Origin of the sequence: Micromonospora sp. AP08, from assembly GCF_008085935.1 — a bacterium.
Lineage (GTDB): Bacteria > Actinomycetota > Actinomycetes > Mycobacteriales > Micromonosporaceae > Micromonospora > Micromonospora chersina.
The window spans coordinates 19,240-37,071 of record NZ_VSEZ01000021.1 but is presented as its reverse complement, the minus strand read 5'-3'; the positions used below and the strand labels follow the sequence as shown (position 1 = coordinate 37,071).

The 17,832-nt window shown below is 72.5% G+C and carries 20 protein-coding genes; 9 read left to right on the top strand and 11 right to left on the bottom strand.

Annotated elements, in window-relative coordinates; translation table 11 throughout:
• Window position 1 precedes the first annotated feature (1 nt).
• Window positions 2–436, bottom strand: a complete 435-nt coding sequence (locus FXF50_RS26195; RefSeq protein WP_148431607.1) for an ASCH domain-containing protein — start codon at window positions 434–436, stop codon at window positions 2–4.
• A gap of 87 nt (window positions 437–523) precedes the next feature.
• Between FXF50_RS26195 and FXF50_RS26190 the strand changes: the two genes are divergently transcribed.
• The gene (locus tag FXF50_RS26190; RefSeq protein WP_148431606.1) at window positions 524–1,036 is read left to right on the top strand and encodes an alpha/beta hydrolase; all 513 of its coding nucleotides are present in this window, start codon (window positions 524–526) and stop codon (window positions 1,034–1,036) included.
• Here FXF50_RS26190 and FXF50_RS26185 read toward each other — a convergent pair.
• Together FXF50_RS26185 and FXF50_RS26180 are read right to left on the bottom strand one after the other, a co-directional pair.
• Window positions 1,029–2,048 (bottom strand): questin oxidase family protein, encoded by a 1,020-nt coding sequence (locus FXF50_RS26185; protein ID WP_148431605.1) that lies wholly within the window; start codon window positions 2,046–2,048, stop codon window positions 1,029–1,031. The two genes, FXF50_RS26190 and FXF50_RS26185, sit on opposite strands and share 8 nt — an antisense overlap.
• Before the next feature lie 41 nt (window positions 2,049–2,089).
• Window positions 2,090–2,629 carry a phosphoribosyltransferase gene (locus tag FXF50_RS26180; RefSeq protein WP_148431604.1) on the bottom strand — a complete coding sequence of 180 codons (540 nt, stop codon included), beginning with the start codon at window positions 2,627–2,629 and terminating at the stop codon, window positions 2,090–2,092.
• Between the two features lie 205 nt (window positions 2,630–2,834).
• Here FXF50_RS26180 and FXF50_RS26175 point away from each other — a divergent pair, with 205 nt between their 5' ends.
• From FXF50_RS26175 to FXF50_RS26160, 4 genes are all read left to right on the top strand, one after another.
• The gene (locus tag FXF50_RS26175) at window positions 2,835–3,458 is read left to right on the top strand and encodes a septal ring lytic transglycosylase RlpA family protein (RefSeq protein WP_148431603.1); all 624 of its coding nucleotides are present in this window, start codon (window positions 2,835–2,837) and stop codon (window positions 3,456–3,458) included.
• 100 nt (window positions 3,459–3,558) lie between these two features.
• Window positions 3,559–4,686, top strand: coding sequence for a PP2C family protein-serine/threonine phosphatase (locus tag FXF50_RS26170; RefSeq protein WP_148431602.1), 1,128 nt, complete (start codon window positions 3,559–3,561; stop codon window positions 4,684–4,686).
• Window positions 4,687–4,826: 140 nt separating this feature from the next.
• Window positions 4,827–6,683 (top strand): acyl-CoA dehydrogenase, encoded by a 1,857-nt coding sequence (locus tag FXF50_RS26165; protein WP_148431601.1) that lies wholly within the window; start codon window positions 4,827–4,829, stop codon window positions 6,681–6,683.
• 174 nt (window positions 6,684–6,857) lie between these two features.
• Window positions 6,858–7,127 (top strand): DUF6458 family protein, encoded by a 270-nt coding sequence (locus FXF50_RS26160; RefSeq protein ID WP_013283345.1) that lies wholly within the window; start codon window positions 6,858–6,860, stop codon window positions 7,125–7,127.
• A gap of 29 nt (window positions 7,128–7,156) precedes the next feature.
• Here FXF50_RS26160 and FXF50_RS26155 read toward each other — a convergent pair whose 3' ends face one another.
• Window positions 7,157–7,693 carry a histidine phosphatase family protein gene (locus tag FXF50_RS26155; RefSeq protein ID WP_148431600.1) on the bottom strand — a complete coding sequence of 179 codons (537 nt, stop codon included), beginning with the start codon at window positions 7,691–7,693 and terminating at the stop codon, window positions 7,157–7,159.
• 116 nt (window positions 7,694–7,809) lie between these two features.
• Between FXF50_RS26155 and FXF50_RS26150 the strand changes: the two genes are divergently transcribed.
• Window positions 7,810–8,100, top strand: coding sequence for a DUF6458 family protein (locus FXF50_RS26150; RefSeq protein ID WP_148431599.1), 291 nt, complete (start codon window positions 7,810–7,812; stop codon window positions 8,098–8,100).
• Window positions 8,101–8,171: 71 nt separating this feature from the next.
• On the opposite strand, the gene FXF50_RS26145 is transcribed toward FXF50_RS26150, so the two are convergent.
• Window positions 8,172–8,849 carry a hemolysin III family protein gene (locus tag FXF50_RS26145; RefSeq protein ID WP_091322101.1) on the bottom strand — a complete coding sequence of 226 codons (678 nt, stop codon included), beginning with the start codon at window positions 8,847–8,849 and terminating at the stop codon, window positions 8,172–8,174.
• 76 nt (window positions 8,850–8,925) lie between these two features.
• Here FXF50_RS26145 and FXF50_RS26140 point away from each other — a divergent pair, with 76 nt between their 5' ends.
• Genes FXF50_RS26140 through FXF50_RS26130 form a run of 3 tightly spaced genes read left to right on the top strand, consistent with a single transcriptional unit; the run spans window position 8,926 to window position 11,205 of the window.
• Complete coding sequence (locus FXF50_RS26140) at window positions 8,926–9,537, top strand: allophanate hydrolase subunit 1 (protein ID WP_148431598.1); 612 nt, start codon at window positions 8,926–8,928, stop codon at window positions 9,535–9,537.
• The gene (locus tag FXF50_RS26135; RefSeq protein WP_370464158.1) at window positions 9,435–10,472 is read left to right on the top strand and encodes a biotin-dependent carboxyltransferase family protein; all 1,038 of its coding nucleotides are present in this window, start codon (window positions 9,435–9,437) and stop codon (window positions 10,470–10,472) included. Before FXF50_RS26140 ends, FXF50_RS26135 begins: the two co-directional genes overlap by 103 nt.
• A complete protein-coding gene (locus FXF50_RS26130; RefSeq protein WP_148431596.1) occupies window positions 10,456–11,205 on the top strand; it encodes a LamB/YcsF family protein in 750 nt (249 codons plus the stop codon). Before FXF50_RS26135 ends, FXF50_RS26130 begins: the two co-directional genes overlap by 17 nt.
• Before the next feature lie 16 nt (window positions 11,206–11,221).
• On the opposite strand, the gene FXF50_RS26125 is transcribed toward FXF50_RS26130, so the two are convergent.
• From FXF50_RS26125 to FXF50_RS26105, 6 genes are all read right to left on the bottom strand, one after another.
• Window positions 11,222–13,060, bottom strand: a complete 1,839-nt coding sequence (locus FXF50_RS26125) for an NHL domain-containing thioredoxin family protein (protein WP_148431595.1) — start codon at window positions 13,058–13,060, stop codon at window positions 11,222–11,224.
• A gap of 122 nt (window positions 13,061–13,182) precedes the next feature.
• Entirely contained in the window at window positions 13,183–13,341 is a 159-nt protein-coding gene (locus FXF50_RS29465) for a hypothetical protein (RefSeq protein WP_187399827.1), read from the bottom strand.
• A 654-nt stretch (window positions 13,342–13,995) separates the two neighbouring features.
• On the bottom strand, window positions 13,996–14,292 hold the full coding sequence (locus FXF50_RS26120) for a hypothetical protein (protein ID WP_187399826.1): 297 nt from the start codon (window positions 14,290–14,292) through the stop codon (window positions 13,996–13,998).
• A 525-nt stretch (window positions 14,293–14,817) separates the two neighbouring features.
• Entirely contained in the window at window positions 14,818–15,174 is a 357-nt protein-coding gene (locus FXF50_RS26115) for a hypothetical protein (protein WP_148431593.1), read from the bottom strand.
• Window positions 15,175–15,395: 221 nt separating this feature from the next.
• On the bottom strand, window positions 15,396–15,899 hold the full coding sequence (locus FXF50_RS26110; RefSeq protein ID WP_148431592.1) for a DUF2637 domain-containing protein: 504 nt from the start codon (window positions 15,897–15,899) through the stop codon (window positions 15,396–15,398).
• 214 nt (window positions 15,900–16,113) lie between these two features.
• Entirely contained in the window at window positions 16,114–17,658 is a 1,545-nt protein-coding gene (locus FXF50_RS26105; protein ID WP_148431591.1) for a recombinase family protein, read from the bottom strand.
• Between the last annotated feature and the right edge of the window lie 174 nt (window positions 17,659–17,832).

The following is a 17,832-nucleotide window of genomic DNA, read 5'->3' as shown; positions in this document are numbered from 1 at the left end:
GTCAGGTGCCCAGGTCGCCGGTGCTGATCCCGCCGTCCCCGGCGGAGACCAGCCGGAACCGGATGCAGACCACCTGGCTGTCGTCGTCGACGGGGAAGCCGACCCGGGCCCAGTAGCGGCGGTGTCCCTCGCGCCACTCCTCGATGGACCGGTCGCCCTCCCCCTCGGAGCGGGCGAAATCCCAGGACACGTCGGCGAAGCGGACCACCTCTACGTCGGTGACCTCGACGACGCCGATCAGCTTGTCGTCGTCGTCGACCAGGACCAGCCGTTCGCCGACGTGTTCCAACTCCTCGTTCTCGGCGGCGTACTCGTCGGTCAGCAGGCCGGCCGTGGCGGTCTTCACGCCGGACAGCACGAGGGTGTTGAGGGTGGTGCGCAGCTCGCCGGGCGTGCCGAGGGCGAGGGTGCGGAGTCCACCGATGCGGGGCCACATCCTGCCGAGGCTAACGGCCGGCCACCGGCCCGTCGCGGGATTTCGCCCGCCCCCACGGGACGCCCCGGCGGGACTAGCGTGGGGCGCATGGCGGATCGGCGGGCGGTGCTGGTGCCGGGCCGGGGTTACGACACCCGGGGCCCACTCTTCGCGTATGTGGGGGAGGCGCTGCGCCGCCTCGGCTTCAAGGTGCACGAGGTGACCTGGCAGGTGCCTCGCGACCTGCGCATCGACCGGGCCCCGGAGTGGGTGGCCGAGCAGGTGACCCCGGTGCTCGACGGCGCCGACCTGCTGGTGGGCAAGTCGCTGGGCGCCTTCGCCACCCCGCTCGCCGCCGACCGGGGTCTGCGCGCGGTCTGGCTGACCCCGCTGCTCAACAACCCGGACGTGCTGGACGGCCTCGGCCGGGCCACCGCGCCGTGCCTGCTGGTCGGCGGCACCGCCGACTCGGTCTGGGACGGCGCGGTCGCCCGGCGCCTCAGCCCGCACGTGCTGGAGGTGCCGGACGCCGACCACTCGATGCTGGTGCCCGGCCCGCTGGCGCGTTCCGCCGAGGCGCTGGGCCGGGTCTGCACCGCCGTCGAGGACTTCGTCAGATGAGCTGACCGGCGTAGCCGGCGGCGGCCAGCACCCGGGCGTCGCCGGTCGCGGCGTGCGCCTCCAGCACCGCGTCGGCCAGCTTCACCACGTGCGCGTCGCCGTGCCGGGCGGCCCGGGCGAACACCTCAGCGGGCTCCCCGTCGCTCACCGCCGGTGCGGGGGCCGGTGTGGGTGGGGCGTACACCGAGGTCACGGCGGCCGTGGCCGACCAGGCCGCGGCGACGCTCGGCGCCCAGAGCGCCGGATCCAGGGCCGGCAGGGTGCGTCTCACCGCGGTCGGCGCGGTCACCGCGTGCACCAGCATCACCGGGTTGCCGTGCCCGAACCGGAGGTAGTCGAGCCCGGTCCGGTGCACCAGCTCGGTGAGGGTCCGCTCGGCTGCGGCCGGGTCGGCCGGCGGGCGCAGCGCCGTCGCGGCGTCGGACCAGCCGGGCAGGTCGGGCAGCCGGCCCAGCCGGTCCCGGATCCCGCCGGTCTGCGTCGGGATCCGGGGCACCGCCGCGAGCGCGGCCGGCACGTCGGACCGCCCGGTGAGCGGGCCGGCGCCGGGCACCGGCTGCCAGCGCGCGGCCCAGTAACCGAGCGCCTGGCCCAGCTCGGCCAGCCGCTGCGGGTTCTCCCCGTCGGTGCGCAGCACCCGCACCGCGTGCCCGACCCGGATCACCCCGTGCGTGGCGCCGGCCGCGATGCCCGGCAGCAGCCGTGGCCACCATTCGCCGAGCACCTCGCGCCAGGGTCGGTCGCGCAGCTCGCGGTCGAAGTGGGCGAGCCAGTCGCCGGCCCGTTTCGGGTCGCCCAGCGCGTCCCGCCAGTCGTCGACCGGCCGCAGGCCGCGGGGCAGCTCGTCGAGCCGGCGCAGGTAGTCGTCCAGCCAGCGGTGCACCCGGGTGGCGTGGCCGTGGCGGACCAGCGCCTCGACCGCCATCGGTCCGTGGTTGGAGAGCCAGCCCTCGAACTCCGGGCCGGTCCGGTGCAGCCGTTGGTACGCCTCGTCGAGGATGCCGTCGTCCATGCGTCGATCCTGGGAGTTGAAGCGCCCTTCAGGTCAACCCCTCAGGGCAGCTGCGCCCCGCTCAGCAGGGCGCGCAGCCGGAGCCGCTCGGCGACCGGCGCCGGACAGGTCGCCACGAGCGCGGCCGTGCCCACGAACTCGGCCCCGCTGTCCCGGACCAGGCGGTGCAGCGCGTCGAGCTGCGCCCCGGTGGCCACCCAGTCGTCGGCCAGCAGCACCCGGTCGCCGGGGCCGAGCCGGCGGGCGTCCACGCCGATCCGGAGCTGCCGGCCCCGATAGTCCGGGGGCGTCTCGGCCCAGCGCATCGGCCCGACCCGGCGCCGCTCCCCGCCGTCCTTGTATGCCGGCAGGAACCCCGCGCCGGCGGCCACCGCGACCAGCGGGCCGAGCAGCAGCCCGGTCACCTCGGGGGCGATCACCACGGTCGGCCGGGCGGCCGGGTAGAGGCCGGCCAGGGCGGGCCCGACCCCGGCGAGCACCTCGGGATCCCGCCACCAGCCGGAGAGGTCACTGACGAGGTGACTGCTCCCGGGGCCGGGGTCGACCCAGCGGAACAGCTCAACCAGGCGTCGGCTCAGCACGCCCCCATCCTGGGACACCGGCGCCAGCTGAGTTCGCACCGGCCCCGGCCAGCGCTGATTCCTCCGTTCGGTGGAGTGGTGCTGGCTTGATCGGCTACACGTACCGGGGTAAATGCGGGCATAGCACCATGATCACGTTGACTTCGGAAGTGCTTCTCTCGTTACGGTCCGAGCCGGTTTGTTCAGCAGACGAAAGGACCGGGCGGTGGCTGGTAGGCACCTTCGTACCCGCAAGTTCTCCTCGCCGGCCGGCATCGCCGCCACCGCGGCCGTCGGTGTGGCGCTCGCCATCGGCGGGACGGTCGGCGCGGTCCAGCTCACCTCGGCCGAGCCCGCCGCGACGCCGGCCGCCGTCGAGGCCCTGCCCAGCACGCTCGCCCCCAGCTCGGCGTCCCCCTCCGCCTCGCCGAGCGCGTCGCCGAGCCTCAGCCCCTCGCCGACGGCCACCCCGAGCCCGACCCGGACGCAGGCGGCCTCCCGGAGCAAGCCCCGGACCGCCAGCCCGAAGCCGACCGCGAAGAGGACCACCGCCGCCCCGAAGGTCGTGGACAGCGGCTCCTGCGGCGCGTCCTTCTACGACGAGGGCCAGATGACGGCCAACGGCGAGACGTTCAACCCGGACGCGCTGACCGCCGCGCACAAGACCCTGCCCTTCAACACCAAGGTCCGGGTGACCAACCCGGCCAACGGCAAGTCGGTCGTGGTGCGGATCAACGACCGCGGCCCGTACATCGACGGCCGGTGCATCGACCTGTCCCGGGCCGCCTTCGCCGCGATCGCCTCGACCGACCTCGGCGAGCTGACCGTCAGGTACGAGGTCCTCGGCTGACCGGGTGGCCGGTGGCGATCGGGTCGGCGGCGGGATCCGGCCGGGCAGAACATCCTCGGACGACGGGCCAGGTTCATTCACCCGTTCACGTCCATCAGGCATGCTGTGCGGTGTACGCACGCAACCCTTCCAGTCGGGCCACGGCCCGCTGAGCCCCGGATCCCGCGCCGGCCTCGGCGCGGCCCTCGCGCTGCTCGCGATCGTCTCCGCCGTGGAGCTGGCCGACGGCCGTCCCGCGCACTACGTGGCGCTGATGGTGGCCGCCCCGTTCCTCGCCGCCGCGCTCGCGTCCTGGCGGGTGGTGCTCGGGGTGGGCCTGCTCGCCACCGGGATCGGGGCCGCGTTCGCCCTCGCCGAGCAGACGATGTCGCTGGTCACCGCGGTCAACGTGGCCGGCATCGCGCTGGCCACCGCGATCGCCGGCGCCGTGGCGGCGGTACGCCAGCGCCAGTCCGAGCGGATCGCCGAGCTGTCCCGGCTCGCCTCGGTCGCGCAGCAGGCGGTGCTCCGGTCGCTGGGCCCGCAGGTCGGCACCCTGGCGGTGGCGGCCCGCTACATCTCCTCCACGGCGACCGCCGAGATCGGCGGCGACCTCTACGAGGCGATGGACACCCCGTACGGCGTCCGCATGATCATCGGTGACGTGCGCGGCAAGGGGCTCGACGCGGTCCGGCTGGCCAGCATCGTGCTCGGCTCCTACCGGCACGTGGCGTACGAGCGGGCGGACCTGCGTGCCGTGGTGACCGACCTGGACCGGGCCGTGGCCCGCAACGTGGGCGACGAGGACTTCGTGACCGCCGCGCTGGTCGAGGAGCGGGGCGGCACCCTCACCATCGTCAACTGCGGCCACCCGCCACCGCTGCTGCTGCGCCGGGGCGCGGTGATCCCGCTGGAGCCGCCCGCGCCCGCGCCGCCGCTCGGCTTCATGCCGGTGGTCCGGCCCCGGGTCGAGCGGCTGGAGCCGGGCGACCGGCTGCTGCTCTTCACGGACGGGCTGGGCGAGGCGCGCCGGGACGGGGAGTTCTTCCCGACCGCCGACCGGGCCTGGCGGCTGCTCGGCCACGGCACCGTCGCCGACGGTCTCGCCTCGCTGGAGACCGCCCTGGTCGAGTGGGTGCACGGCCGGCTCGACGACGACATCGCGCTGGTCCTCATGGAGTACACCGGGCCGCGCACCGCCACGGCCGCGCCCGTGCCGAGCTGGGAGGTCGGCGCGGCGGAGAGCTGAGCCGGCGGTCAGCCCATCGGGTGAACGGGAAGTGTGTAATCGCTGTCACTTCCGAGATCGGCTTGTCGTTGGCTACCGACGAGTAATACAGTCTGGAGTTACTGATCGGTAACACCTGTCCGGAAGCGGGGCCAGCGAGCATGACCCACTACAAGAGCAACCTTCGGGACCTCGAGTTCAACCTCTTCGAGGTCTTCGGGGCGGACCGGACGTTCGGCCAGGCGCCGTACACGGACCTGGACGTCGACACCGCCCGTAGCTTCCTCTCCGAGGTCGACCGCCTGGCCCGCGAGGACCTGGCCGCCAGCTACTCCGACAGCGACCGCAACCCGCCGGTCTTCGACCCCGCGACGCACACCGCGCCGCTGCCGGAGTCGTTCAAGAAGTCCTACCAGGCGTTCATGGACTCCGAGTTCTGGCGGCTGGACCTGCCGGAGGCCCTCGGCGGCACCAACGCCCCGCGTGCCCTCTGGTGGTCGCTCGCCGAGCTGGTGCTCGGCGCCAACGCCCCGATCTGGATGTACGCCTCCGGCCCGTCCTTCGCGCACGTGCTGCACGTCGAGGGCACCGAGCAGCAGAAGAAGTGGGCCCGCCTCTTCATCGAGAAGCAGTGGGGCTCGACCATGGTGCTGACCGAGCCGGACGCCGGCTCGGACGTGGGCGCCGGCCGCACCCGGGCGATCCAGCAGCCCGACGGCTCGTGGCACATCGAGGGCGTGAAGCGCTTCATCACCTCGGGCGAGCACGACCTGACCGACAACATCGTCCACTACGTGCTGGCCCGCCCGGTCGGCGTCGAGGGCGTCGGCGGCCCGGGCACCAAGGGCCTGTCCCTCTTCGTCGTGCCGAAGTTCCACTTCGACGAGGAGACCGGCGAGCTGGGCGAGCGCAACGGCGTCTTCGCGACCAACGTCGAGCACAAGATGGGCCTGAAGGTCTCCAACACCTGCGAGGTGACCTTCGGCGAGCACGGCGTGCCGGCCAAGGGGTGGCTGCTCGGCGAGAAGCACGAGGGCATCCGGCAGATGTTCATGATCATCGAGTACGCCCGGATGATGGTCGGCACCAAGGCGATCGCCACCCTCTCCACCGGCTACCTGAACGCGCTGGAGTACGCCAAGAACCGGGTGCAGGGCGCCGACCTGGTCCAGCAGACCGACAAGACCGCCCCGCGGGTGACGATCACCCACCACCCGGACGTGCGCCGCTCGCTGCTCATGCAGAAGTCGTACGCCGAGGGCCTGCGCGCGCTGGTCTGCTACACGGCCACCTGGCAGGACAAGGTGGCGGTGGCCGAGGCGGCCGGCGACGAGAAGGCCACCAAGCTGGCCAAGCGGGTCAACGACCTGCTCCTCCCGCTGGTCAAGGGCGTCGGCTCGGAGCGGGCGTACGAGCTGCTCGGCCACGAGTCGCTGCAGACCTTCGGCGGCTCCGGCTTCCTCCAGGACTACCCGCTGGAGCAGTACGTCCGGGACGCCAAGATCGACACCCTCTACGAGGGCACGACCGCGATCCAGAGCCTCGACCTGATCTTCCGGAAGATCGTCCGGGACAACGGCAAGGCGCTCATGGCGGTCGCCGGCGAGATCCAGGAGTTCATCGCCTCCGAGGCCGGCAACGGCCAGCTCAAGGAGGAGCGGCAGGCGCTCGGCAAGGCGCTCGGCGAGATCCAGAACATCCTCGGCGTGATGATGGGCTGGCTGACCGAGGCCCAGGGCGGTGACGCCCGCGCCCTCTACAAGGTCGGCCTGAGCAGCCGCCGGTTCCTGCTGGCGGTCGGCGACCTGGTGGTCGGCTGGCTGCTCCAGAAGCAGGCGGACGTGGCGCTGAAGGCCCTCGCTGGCGAGGTCTCCGCCAGCGACAAGGCGTTCTACACCGGCAAGGTGGCCGCCGCCCGGTTCTTCGCCCGCGAGGTGCTGCCCCGCATCGGCGCCGACCGGCGGATCATCGAGGGCGCCGACCTGGAGATCATGGACCTCCCGGAGGAGGCGTTCTGATCCCCCACGGGGTGATTCGACCCTGACGACCGGCCGGCGGCCGGCGAGCGGACAGCTCGCCGGCCGCCGCCGTGTTTTCCGCCCCGGGCCGGTAGGCCGGCCGCCTGGCGGGTAACCGTCGCGGACCACGACAGGGCACGCCCAAGGGCCACCGCACAGGGGAGTGCAGCGCACATGGGCATTGGCAGCGCCATCTTTCTCATCGCGCTCGGCGCGATCATGACCTTCGCCATCCGGGCCAACGTCTGGTGGATCGACCTGCGCGCGGTCGGCTGGGTGTTCATCCTGGCCGGGCTGGGCGTATTGCTCACCACGCTCTGGTTCTGGCAGGACCGCCGCAAGCGGGCACGCACGCTCATCGTGGAGGAGAACCGGCTTTCCCACCCCACCGCGATGATGCCCCCGCCGCCGGACCCGCCGCCGCCGACCGCCCCGCCGTCCTGACCTCGCTGAGCCCACCCGCCCGGGTGGGCTCAGCCACGTGCGGTGTGCCGGGCCGTGATGGGCGCCCCGCCCGGCGCGAGGTCGGCCCAGCGGGTGGTGGGCCGGTGCACGACCAGGTCGGTGGTGCGCAGCCCGTCCGGATCCGCCCGCTCCGGGTCGAGCAGCGCGGAGAGCAGCGAGATGCCCGGATTGTGGGCGATCAGCAGCACGTAGCGGACGTCGGGGTCGACGCCGCGGACCAGTTCCAGCAGCCCGTCCGGGTGCGCCTCGTACGCGGCCGGCTCGTAGCGCACCGCCGGCGCCGGCCCCGTCGGGCCCCCCTCCGGCGGGGACCCGGTCGCGCCCAGCGCCACCCCGTGCCAGGTCTGCCGGGTCCGGCGGGCGGTCGAGCAGAGCACCACGTCGGGAAGCAGCGCGTGCCGGGCCAGCCAGGCGCCGGCTGCGGACGCGTCGGCGTGCCCGCGTGCGGTCAGCGGCCGCTCCTCGTCCGGGTCCTCCGGGGACTGCTCGGCCTTGGCGTGCCGCAACAGCACCAACGTCCGCTGCTGGTTCCTGCCGTCGGTCATGCGCTCAGCTTGCCTGATTGGCGATCCGAGCGCCTGGGTAAGTCGATGTGTGCCGCTACCTCATCCATGGCCGCGGCGGGCAGGAAACGCCAGCAGGACGCCAAGGAGGCGACGTCATGGGCATCGGTGCCAGCATCTTCCTGATCGCGCTCGGCGCGATCTTCGCGTTCGCCATCGACGCCAACCTGGGGTGGCTGAACCTGAACGTGGTGGGTTGGGTGCTCATGCTCGCCGGTGTGGCGGGCCTGATCACCACGCTCTACTTCTGGAACAGCCGCCGCCGCGTGGTGGCCGCCCCGGTGCGCGAGCGCGTCGTGGCCGAGCCGGTCGTGCCGGTGCAGGACGACCGGATCGTGCGCGAGGAGTACCGCGAGGTGCGCCGGCCGGGCTCGGGCTACCCCGCCTGATCCGCACCGCGAACGTCGAGGGCCCCCGCAACGGCGTGGGGCCCTCGCCCCTTTTCCGGACCGGGCGGCCCTCAGGCGAACAGCGCGAAGTAGATCGCGATGTGGTGGCAGATCGCGGCGACCAGGGTGCAGGCGTGGAAGAACTCGTGGTGGCCGAAGACGGTGGGCCACGGGTTCGGCCGGCGCAGCGCGTAGAAGACCGCGCCGACGCTGTAGATCGCCCCGCCGACGCTCAGCAGCACCAGGGCGGTGACCCCGCCGGCGTGCAGGATCTCCGGCAGCATCGCCACCGCGACCCAGCCGAGCGCCAGGTAGAGCGGGGCGGAGACCCAGCGCGGCGCGTGCGGCCAGATCAGCTTGACCGCCACCCCGGCCAGGGCGCCGCCCCACACCAGGCTGAGCATGATCGTGGCGTGCCGGGTGTCCAGCAGCAGCGCGCAGAACGGCGTGTAGGTGCCGGCGATGAACACGAAGATCATCGAGTGGTCCATCCGGCGCATGATCTGGTAGCCCCGCTCCGACCAGACCCGGCGGTGGTAGAGCGCGCTGGTGCCGAAGAGACCGCACACGGTGAGGCTGTAGATCAGGCAGCTCACCAGCGGCGCCCACCCGGGGCGGGCGGCGGCGATGGAGCAGAGCACGATGCCGCAGACGAGCGCGGCGAAGAACGCGTAGGTGTGCAGCCAGCCGCGCATCCGGGGCTTCCCGATGTCGACCGGCTTGAGCCGGAGCGGTGCGGAGGTGGTCACGCCCATTAGGTTACGACACCGTAGGTTACTTGCAAGTAGTGTGGACCGTCACGGCAGCCGACGCGAGGATGACGGGATGCGGATCCGGCCCGTCGGCGCGCACGCCCTGCTCCTCGACTGCGACGGCCCCGAACAGGTCGAGGCGTGGCGGGCCGAGCTGTGGCGCCGCCGCGCGGCGGGCGAGCTGAGCGCTGTCGAGATCGTCCCGGCGGCGGCCACCGTGCTGGTCGACGGCGTACCGGACCCGGCGGTCGCCGCCGCGCGGATCGCCGGGTGGACCCCGGAAGGCGGCGCCGTCACCACCGGCGCCGCCGAGGTCCGGGTCCCCACGGTGTACGACGGCGCGGACCTGCCCGCCGTCGCCGAGCACTGGGGTGTCGACGTGCCCGCCGTGGTGGAACGGCTGCACCGAACCGAGTTCCGGGTGGCGTTCTGCGGCTTCGCGCCCGGGTTCGCGTACCTCACCGGGTTGCCGGCCGAGCTGGCCGTGCCCCGGCTCGCCACCCCGCGCACCCGGGTGCCGGCCGGCTCGGTCGCGCTGGCCGGCCCGTACGCCGGGATCTACCCGACCGCCTCGCCCGGCGGCTGGCTGCTGGTCGGGCGGACCGACCTGGTCCTCTTCGACGTGCACGCCGACCCGCCGGCCCGGCTCACCCCCGGCACCCGGGTCCGGCTGGTGCGCCCGTGATCGAGGTGCTCCGGGCCGGCGCCCTCACCACCGTGCAGGACCAGGGCCGGCCCGGCTGGGCCCACCTCGGCGTGCCCCGCTCCGGCGCGCTCGACCCGGCCGCCCTGCGGCTGGCCAACCGGCTCGTCGGCAACCCCGAGCACGCCGCCGGCCTGGAGATCACCCTGACCGGCTGTGAGCTGCGGTTCACCCGCGCCGTCACCGTGGCGCTCACCGGCGCGCCGGTGGACGTGCTGGTCGAACGCCGTCCCGCCGACACGCCGCCGGGTGCTGGCCGGCCGGTCGGGCGCCGGCCCGCCGACGAGCCATCCGCCGAGCGCGGGCCTGTCGAGCGGCGGCCCGGGGACACGGGGCGGCCGCTGTCGCTGCCCGCGGGGGCGATCCTGCGGATCGGTCCCGCCCGCGCCGGGGTGCGCAGCTGGCTCGCCGTCTCCGGCGGGATCGCGGTCGCACCCGTGCTCGGCAGCCGGGCCACCGACACCCTCTCCGGCCTCGGCCCGCCCCCGCTGCGCGACGGCGACCGGGTCCCGGTCAGCGCCCCGACCGGGCCGCCGGCCCCGGTGGACCTCACCGTGGCCCCGGCCGTGCCGGCCGGACTGCGGCTGGCCCTGCGCCCCGGCCCCCGGCAGGACTGGTTCATCCCCGCCGCGCTCGACGTGCTGCTGCGCACCGCGTACACGGTCAGCCCGGCCAGCAACCGGGTCGGCGCGCGACTCGCCGGCGCGGCGCTGCCCCGCGCGGTGGCCGGCGAGCTGCCCAGCGAGGGCCTCGTCCTGGGCGCGGTGCAGGTGCCGCCGGACGGCCAACCGCTGATCTTCCTGGCCGACCACCCCACCACCGGCGGATACCCGGTCATCGGGGTGGTGGACGACGTGACCCCGCTCGCGCAGGCCCGCCCAGGGACTACGGTGACGTTCCATGGACCTCAACGCTGACCTCGGTGAGGGATTCGGCATCTGGCGGCTCGGCGACGACGAGGCGCTGCTGGGGCTGGTCACCTCCGCCAACGTGGCCTGCGGCTTCCACGGCGGCGACGCGTCCACCATGCACCGGGTGTGCGCGGCCGCCGCCCGGCGCGGGGTCGCCGTCGGCGCCCAGGTCGGCTACCGGGACCTCGCGGGCTTCGGCCGGCGGCACATCGCGTACGACTTCGCCGTGCTGCGCGACGAGACGGTCTACCAACTCGGCGCGCTGGACGCCTTCTGCCGGCTGGCCGGCACCCGGGTGCGCTACCTCAAGCCGCACGGCGCGCTCTACCACGCGGCCGCCTGCGACGAGGTCCAGGCCGCCGCGCTGGTCGCCGCGGTCAGCGGGTACGACCACGACCTGCCCGTGCTCTGCCCGCCCGGCTCGGTCCTCGCACAGCTCGCCGTGGGCGCCGGCCTACGGGTGGTCGCCGAGGGCTTCGCCGACCGGAACTACCTGCCCAACGGGCAGCTGGTGCCCCGGAGCGCCGCGAACGCGCTGGTCAGCGACCCCGACGAAGTGGCCGCCCGGGCGGTCCGGATGGCCACCGAGCGGACCGTGGTCGCCGTCGACGGCAGCATGGTGCCCTGCCCGGTCGAGTCGATCTGCCTGCACGGCGACACCCCGGGCGCGGTGCGCTGCGCCGAACTGGTCCGGGCCGCGCTCATCGACGCCGGGGTCACGCCCACCCCGTTCGCCTGAGCGGCGGCCCGGCCCGTCAGGCGTCCAGGCCGCGCAGCACCAGCGGCAGGCGGGTCGCCCCGCCGGCCACCACGCGGACCGGCACGCCCCAGTCCTGCCGGGTCAGGTGGCAGGCCGCGTGCTCCACGTCGGCGTCGCACGTGGCCGCCTGGGCGGTCACCTGGAGCACCCCCTGCGCCACGTCGCCGCTCAGCACCAGGCGGCGGGACAGGTCCGTGCTCGTCCCGGCCCCCTCGACCAGCAGCTCCGGCGGGGACGCCGAGACCACCACCCGGGTCGACGGCCCGTACGTCTCGTCCAGCTTCTGCCCAGGCCCCGGCGTGAAGATCACGTCGAGGGTCAGCTCGCCGGCCGCCACGTCGGTGGGCTTGCGCTCCAGCTTGTGCCGCGGGCCGTCCACGGTGTTCGCGCCCGCCGCGGTCAGCGCGCCCGGGGCCAGCCGGGTCAGCCGGTGCGCGGCCGACTCGACCACCAGCACCTCGCCCTCGGTGGTGAGCGCCACGTCGCTCGGCTCGGCCAGCCCGTCGGCCACCGTGGCGACCTGGTTCGTCTCCGGGTCGAAGCGGCGCACCGCGCCGTTGTAGGTGTCCGCGATCAGCACCGAGCCGTCCGGCAGCGCGCACACCCCGAGCGGGTGCTGGAGCAGCGCCCGGTCGGCCGGGCCGTCGACGTGGCCGAAGTCGAACAGGCCCTGCCCCACGGCGGTGCCCATCACGCCGTTCTCCACGTAGCGGATGGCGCTGGTCTCGCTGTCGGCCACCCACAGCCGGGCGCCGTCGGCCGAGACGGACAGGCCGGAGGGCTGGGCCATCCACACGTCCGGCAGCGGGCCGTCGCGCAGCGCCTCGACGGTGGTGCCGGCGTACATGCCGGCGGTCCGCTTCGTCGGGTCGAACCACCAGAGCTGGTGGATGCCGGCCATGGCCACCACGACCCGGTCGTCGTACCAGGCCACGTCCCAGGGGGAGGAGAGGTCGACGGAGCGGGCGTCGTGCGCGTGGTCGTCGACCGTGGAGCGCCACTGCCGCCCGGTGCCGGCGACCGTGACCACCTCGCCGGTGTCCAGCTTCACGCCGCGCAGCAGGTGGTTGACGGTGTCGGCGACGACCAGGTCGTAGCCGGCCACCTCGGCCATGTGCGGGGGCAGCAGGCAGAGCCCCTGCGGCTCGGAGAAGGTCGCGGCCTCCGCCGGGCCGTCGGCGTGGCCACGGTCACCCGTGCCGATCCGCCGGACCAGGGTCTCCCCGTCCGGGGCCAGCTCGACCAGGGAGTGCCGGGCCGAGTCGGAGACGAGCAGGTTGCCGCCGTCGAGCACCACGGCCTTGCCGGGGAAGCGCAGCGCGGTCTCCGGCTCGGCCGGCGGCACGTACGGGCCCTCGCCCCGGTGCAGGGTGCCCTTCGCCTCGTGGGTGGCGATCAGGTCGTCGATCAGCCGGGCCAGCCCCTCGGCGTGCCCCTCGCCGGCCATGGTGGCCACCACGTAGCCCTCGGGGTCGACCACCGAGAGGGTCGGCCAGGCCTTCGCCGCGTACTGCTGCCACATGTCCATCTCGGGGTCGTCGAGCACCGGGTGGTGCACGCCGTACCGCTCGACGGCGGCGGCGAGGGCCACCGGGTCCTTCTCGTGCTCGAACTTCGGCGAGTGCACCCCGATGACGACCAGGACGTCGCCGTACTTCTCCTCGAGCGGGCGCAGTTCATCGAGCACGTGGAGGCAGTTGATGCAGCAGAAGGTCCAGAAATCTAGGATGACGCAACGACCTCGGAGGTCCCGCAATGTCAGGTTTCGTCCGCCTGTGTTCAGCCAAGCCCGCCCGCGAAGCTCGGGAGCTCGTACCCGTGGTGCAGAGGTCATGCGGCCAAGCCTGCCACGCCGCGAACGACGCCGAGAGAGGCCCTAGAAACACCAAACGACCCCGGCGCTAGCTGGACTAGGTACCGGGGCCGAGCGGGCGCAGGAAGGGGTCCTATGGGGGGTCAGGCGCGACGGCGGCGGCTCGTCGGAACGGGCCGACAGGCCGGGTGGCGTACGGGGTGCGGCTCGCCGAGCTGGTCGGCGATCCACGCGCACAGTTCGTCGATGAGGTCGGGCGGGAAACGGGGCGGCGTCGGGCCGTCTCCTTCGTGGGCGCTCATGGGCCTGAGATTACGCCGGGGGGTTTTGGCACATAACGCAGCGGCGTCTACCTGGCCTTTGGGCCGGGCTTGATACCGCGCGCTCATCCCCGCTATCTGGCCTATGGGCCAGCGGGGGGTGACGACGCGGGAATCCGAACGGACGGACATCTCCCCCTACTAGGCCTATGCGCCAGCGTGTTCAAGCGGTATTTATCAATATGGACGACAGGACGTAAAAGGGATTCGCGGTCGCGGCAACGCCGAAAGCCGCCCTCGGCGGGATGCCGGGGCGGCTTGGGTGGGGCCGGAGCAGGGGGCGGCGCGAAGGTCTCCTGGCTGCCCTAAGATCATCGCGCCAGTCACACACAAAGAAAGGCACGGCCCGTGGGCATCGTCGTTCAACTGTTCACCCTGATGTTCCGCCTGATGTACTACTCGATTAAGTGGACGGTCCAGCTGATGTTCCTGCCCCTGCGTTTCCTCCTCAAGCTCTTCCGCTGACCGAGTAGGGCCCCTTCGGGGTGCGGGTCCGAGCAATTTGCTAGTCAGGATCGAGGTTTGGACGACGGGTCGCGCATTCGTGCGCGGCTCTTCTTTCTCTTTGGAGGTGTGAGTGGGCTAATCGTCGTCGGCCATCGCGGACAACGTCCAGCGGCGCGGTGTGCGGAAGGACTATCCGTCGAAAAACTCGACGTGGCCGGGGATCTTCTTGGGGTGCGGCAGGAAGGCGACGCGGTCCAGTCGCCAATCTCGCCATTTCCTTCGGTTCCGATATCTAGCCGGCACGCCAAGTTCCGCAGCCATGCTCACCGGCATGCGCGACATAATCCAGATTTTGAAGGACTCGAATCTTGGCACGCTCCTGCGCCTGCCTTGTGACGAAAATCCGTCGCTCAGCGCGTATGCCGGCACCCGCACTGGTCCGCTCATGATGGTGCGACCAGAACCAACCTCAATGAACACACGCACCCGAGCGTCCTTGCCTTTATTGTGGTACAACATGAGAGTCAAGATGGGTGCCGGAAGCGTGAAAGACTTTGAGTGGAAGCCTTCCAGTCGCGTTGACCCATCCTTTACTCCGATGGAATACCGCGCCGGCTGCCGCCAGCCAATGAAGCGGTACGTGCGAACCCGAACAACATAGCCGACACGGGTGATTTGGATTGCGGCCTGCCCGCTGTTTATCACGGACCCCGCCACTCCGGCCCATGATGCAACCGTTTTGTTGGCCTCCTTAACTTCAGCGACTGGTCTGATCGATATTTGTGGACCAGAGCGCCGAAAGCTTAAGACGGAGACGAACAGACCTCCGATGGAGATTAGGACAGCGGCGGTCGAGAAGACGAGAGTAGCTACCTGGTCCGTCGACACGAATCACTCTCTCCGGCGAGGTTGCTGGCCCGACTATCCGTCTGTCTCCAGTATGGACTGCGACCGCAACAGGCTCAGCCATTGATTCCCGCAGAACCGCCACCGTCCCCCGGCGCGTGGACGCTACTGCGTGTCCTCGTCGGCCAGTGGGTGCCGGAAGCCGTCCAGCGGGCCGGTCACGGGCCGGTCGTGCTGGGTCTTGTTGAGGACCTCCGCCAGGGCGTCGACCATCGGGCGGCCGTCGCGGGAGAACTCGCGGAGGATGTCCTCCACGATCTCGCGCACGATCCCGGCCGCTTCGCTGAGGCCCGGCCGGGGAAGCCAGCCGATCGCGGTCCAGTCGCCGTCCTTCCGGGTCATGTGGCCGACGACCTCGCCGACGCAGCGGATCGTGATGATTTCGCCCTCGCCTTTGTAGTCGTGCGAGGGGTAGGCGGGCGGGGCGTAGGACAGGGACGCGGGCGACGGACGCCAGGGCATGAGGGCGCTCCTTGGACGATGGGACGGGCGAGGGCCAGGGCGAGGGCGAGGGCGGGGCCGGCGGCCATGGCGGACACCGCCCCCGCTGGGAGGTTAGGCGCCGGCCACGGCCGTCGCGGTGGTCATCTTCGCGCGGACGGCCGACATATATCGACGCGCCGTCCGCGGCGCTCGGCCAATCTCGGCGGCCACATCTCGGCCGTGGCCGCGGGGGGCGGTGGTCACGCCGGGCCGAGGGCGTCGTCGGCACGGTGGCCGGACTGGCGAGCGTGGCCGTCGTCGTGGCCGTGGCCGGGGGCGTCGCTGGGGTGGCCGTCGGCGGCGTCGTGGCCGAGGTCGGCGCGGTGGGCATGCTCGTGACCGTCGTCGCCGGGGCGCGGCCGGATCGTGCCAACACCTCGACCGTGAGCAGCAAGGCCACGGCGGGCCACGCGGACACGGCACGGGACAGGGTGGGGCTCGGCGGCCATGACGTTCGCGGCCAGCGAAGCGGCCACGCCGACGAGGAAGGCGAGCCAGGCCGACCACCGCGAGCGGCGGCCGTCGCCGAGGGCCACGGTCCCGACGAGGACGAGGCCGTCCAGCGACAGGGGTAGGAGCGCGGCCAGGAAGGCCGGTTGCCCGGCGTCCAGGGCGACGGTCCTCATATGGTCGTAGCTCGCAACGGCCGGGATCACGGTTACCGCGACGGCACCGGCGAGGGACCCGAAACGGCGGGCGGTCATGCGGCACGCCCCGACGTCGAGGCGGACGGATGGGCGGCGGCCAGGGCCGCGAGGAAGGGCACGAGGTCGCGGGCGCGGCCGACGACGGCGAGGGCGAGGCGTCGGGGGGGTAGATAGGGTGGGGCACAGCGAACCTCCTGGGGTTCGTTAGTGCCTCGGTCGGCGGCGGAATCGCCTCGGCCGGGGCCTGCCTTTATGTGGGCGGGCGGCGGGGTCAGTTGACCGGCGCGGGCTCGGGTTCGTCGGCCCAGGTGAAGCGAAGGCGCGCGGCGGGGTCGAATCGCACGCCCCGGCGACCGTTCGCAGGTAGGACCGTTACGGCGTTCAGAGCCAAGCCGAGGAGGTCGCGGCGGTCGGCAACCGTGGCGACGTCCCACGCTTCGCGGGCTAGGACCGGGTCGAGTAGCGGGCTGATATCGGCCTCGGGCAAGGGGAACTCGGCGAGGTTGCGGCGCAGTCCGGCAACGCGGGTGGTCAGCCGTTCGTGTAAACGCGTCCATCGCTGGACGGCCTCGGGGCCGACGAACTCGCCGCGCAGATAGCGGGCGTCTTCGAGGTCGACCAGGGCCGCGTTAGCGTCGTCCAGCGCGGCGGTGATGGTTGCCCGCTCGCGGATCACGTCCGGGTCATGCCGGGCAACCCAGCGTTCGGCGACGGCGTCTAGTAGCGGGTCGCCAGGTTCGGTCGCGGCCAGTCGGTTAATGAAGGCGTCAACCACGGCGCGGTCTACGGCGGGGATCATCGCCGTGACGTGCGCCGGGCACGGGTGGCCGAGGCGGCGGCCCTGGCAGACGTAGGACTGACCGGCGGCGGACATGCGACGCCCGCACGAACCGCACCGCAGGTAGCCAGTCAGGAGGTGCGAGGTTTGGGCACGGACGCCCCGGGCGCGGCCGAGGGCGTCGGTGGCGGTGCGGGCTTCCAGGAGGCGGACGACTTGCAGTTGCTCGGCCGGGGTGATGATCCCCCGGCCAATCTCGACCGTCTCGCCGGTCTCGGGGTCGCGCCAGGGGACGACCTTCCCCGTGTACTTCCCGTCGCGCTTGACGGTCTCGGGCAGGAGGCCAGCGAACGCGGGGGACTTGAGTAGAACCGACAGGGACCCGACTCCCCATTTCCCGCCTCGCGTCGCGGGGATCTCGCGGGCGTTCAGGTCGCGGGCGATCTTCACCAGCGGTTCGCCGGACAGGGCCCGGTCGGCGATCTCGCGGGCGGTCGGCGCGGTGCGCGGGTCATGGTCTAGCCGGCCGTCCTCGGCGACCGCCAGGCCGTACGGCGGTTGACCGCCAATCCACCGGCCGAGGTTGCGTAGGTGGGCCTTCGCCGACGCGACGCGAAGACCGATGTTCGCGGACTCGCTGCGGGCGACCTCGGAGAGCAGCGCGAGGACGATCCGCGACTGTGTGTGCGACGTGTCTAGGCCGTCCTGTACGAAGACGATCCGGCCTCCGGCCTTCTCGACGTCGTCGAGGACTTGGCCGACCTGGCCCATGCCACGCCGGGAGAGGCGGTCGACCTTCCAGACGACCAGCGTCCCGACGGTGCCGGTCGTGAGGGCGGATATGGCGGCGTCAAACCCGGCGCGGTCTACGGCCTTGTAGCCGGACCGACCCCGGTCGATGTGTACGGTACGGACCTCTAGGCCGTTGCGCGCGGCCCAGGCGCGGCAGTCGGCCTCTTGGCGCTCGATCGCGGTCTTTCCCTCGCGGTCGAGGGACAGGCGTAGGTACAGGTCGGCGAGGTGTTCATGGTGCGACATGTCGAGGACGTTAAGTGCTCGGCATGACAAGCTGCAAGCCTCTTCTAGGACTTCCCAAAGTACAGCAGGACGATCTTGCCGCGGAAGTCGGCCAGGGTGACGTCCCCTGGCGAGGGTCACTACTGGAACAGATCGTTCCGTTCTGCTATGGTGAAACGGAACGAAACATTCCGT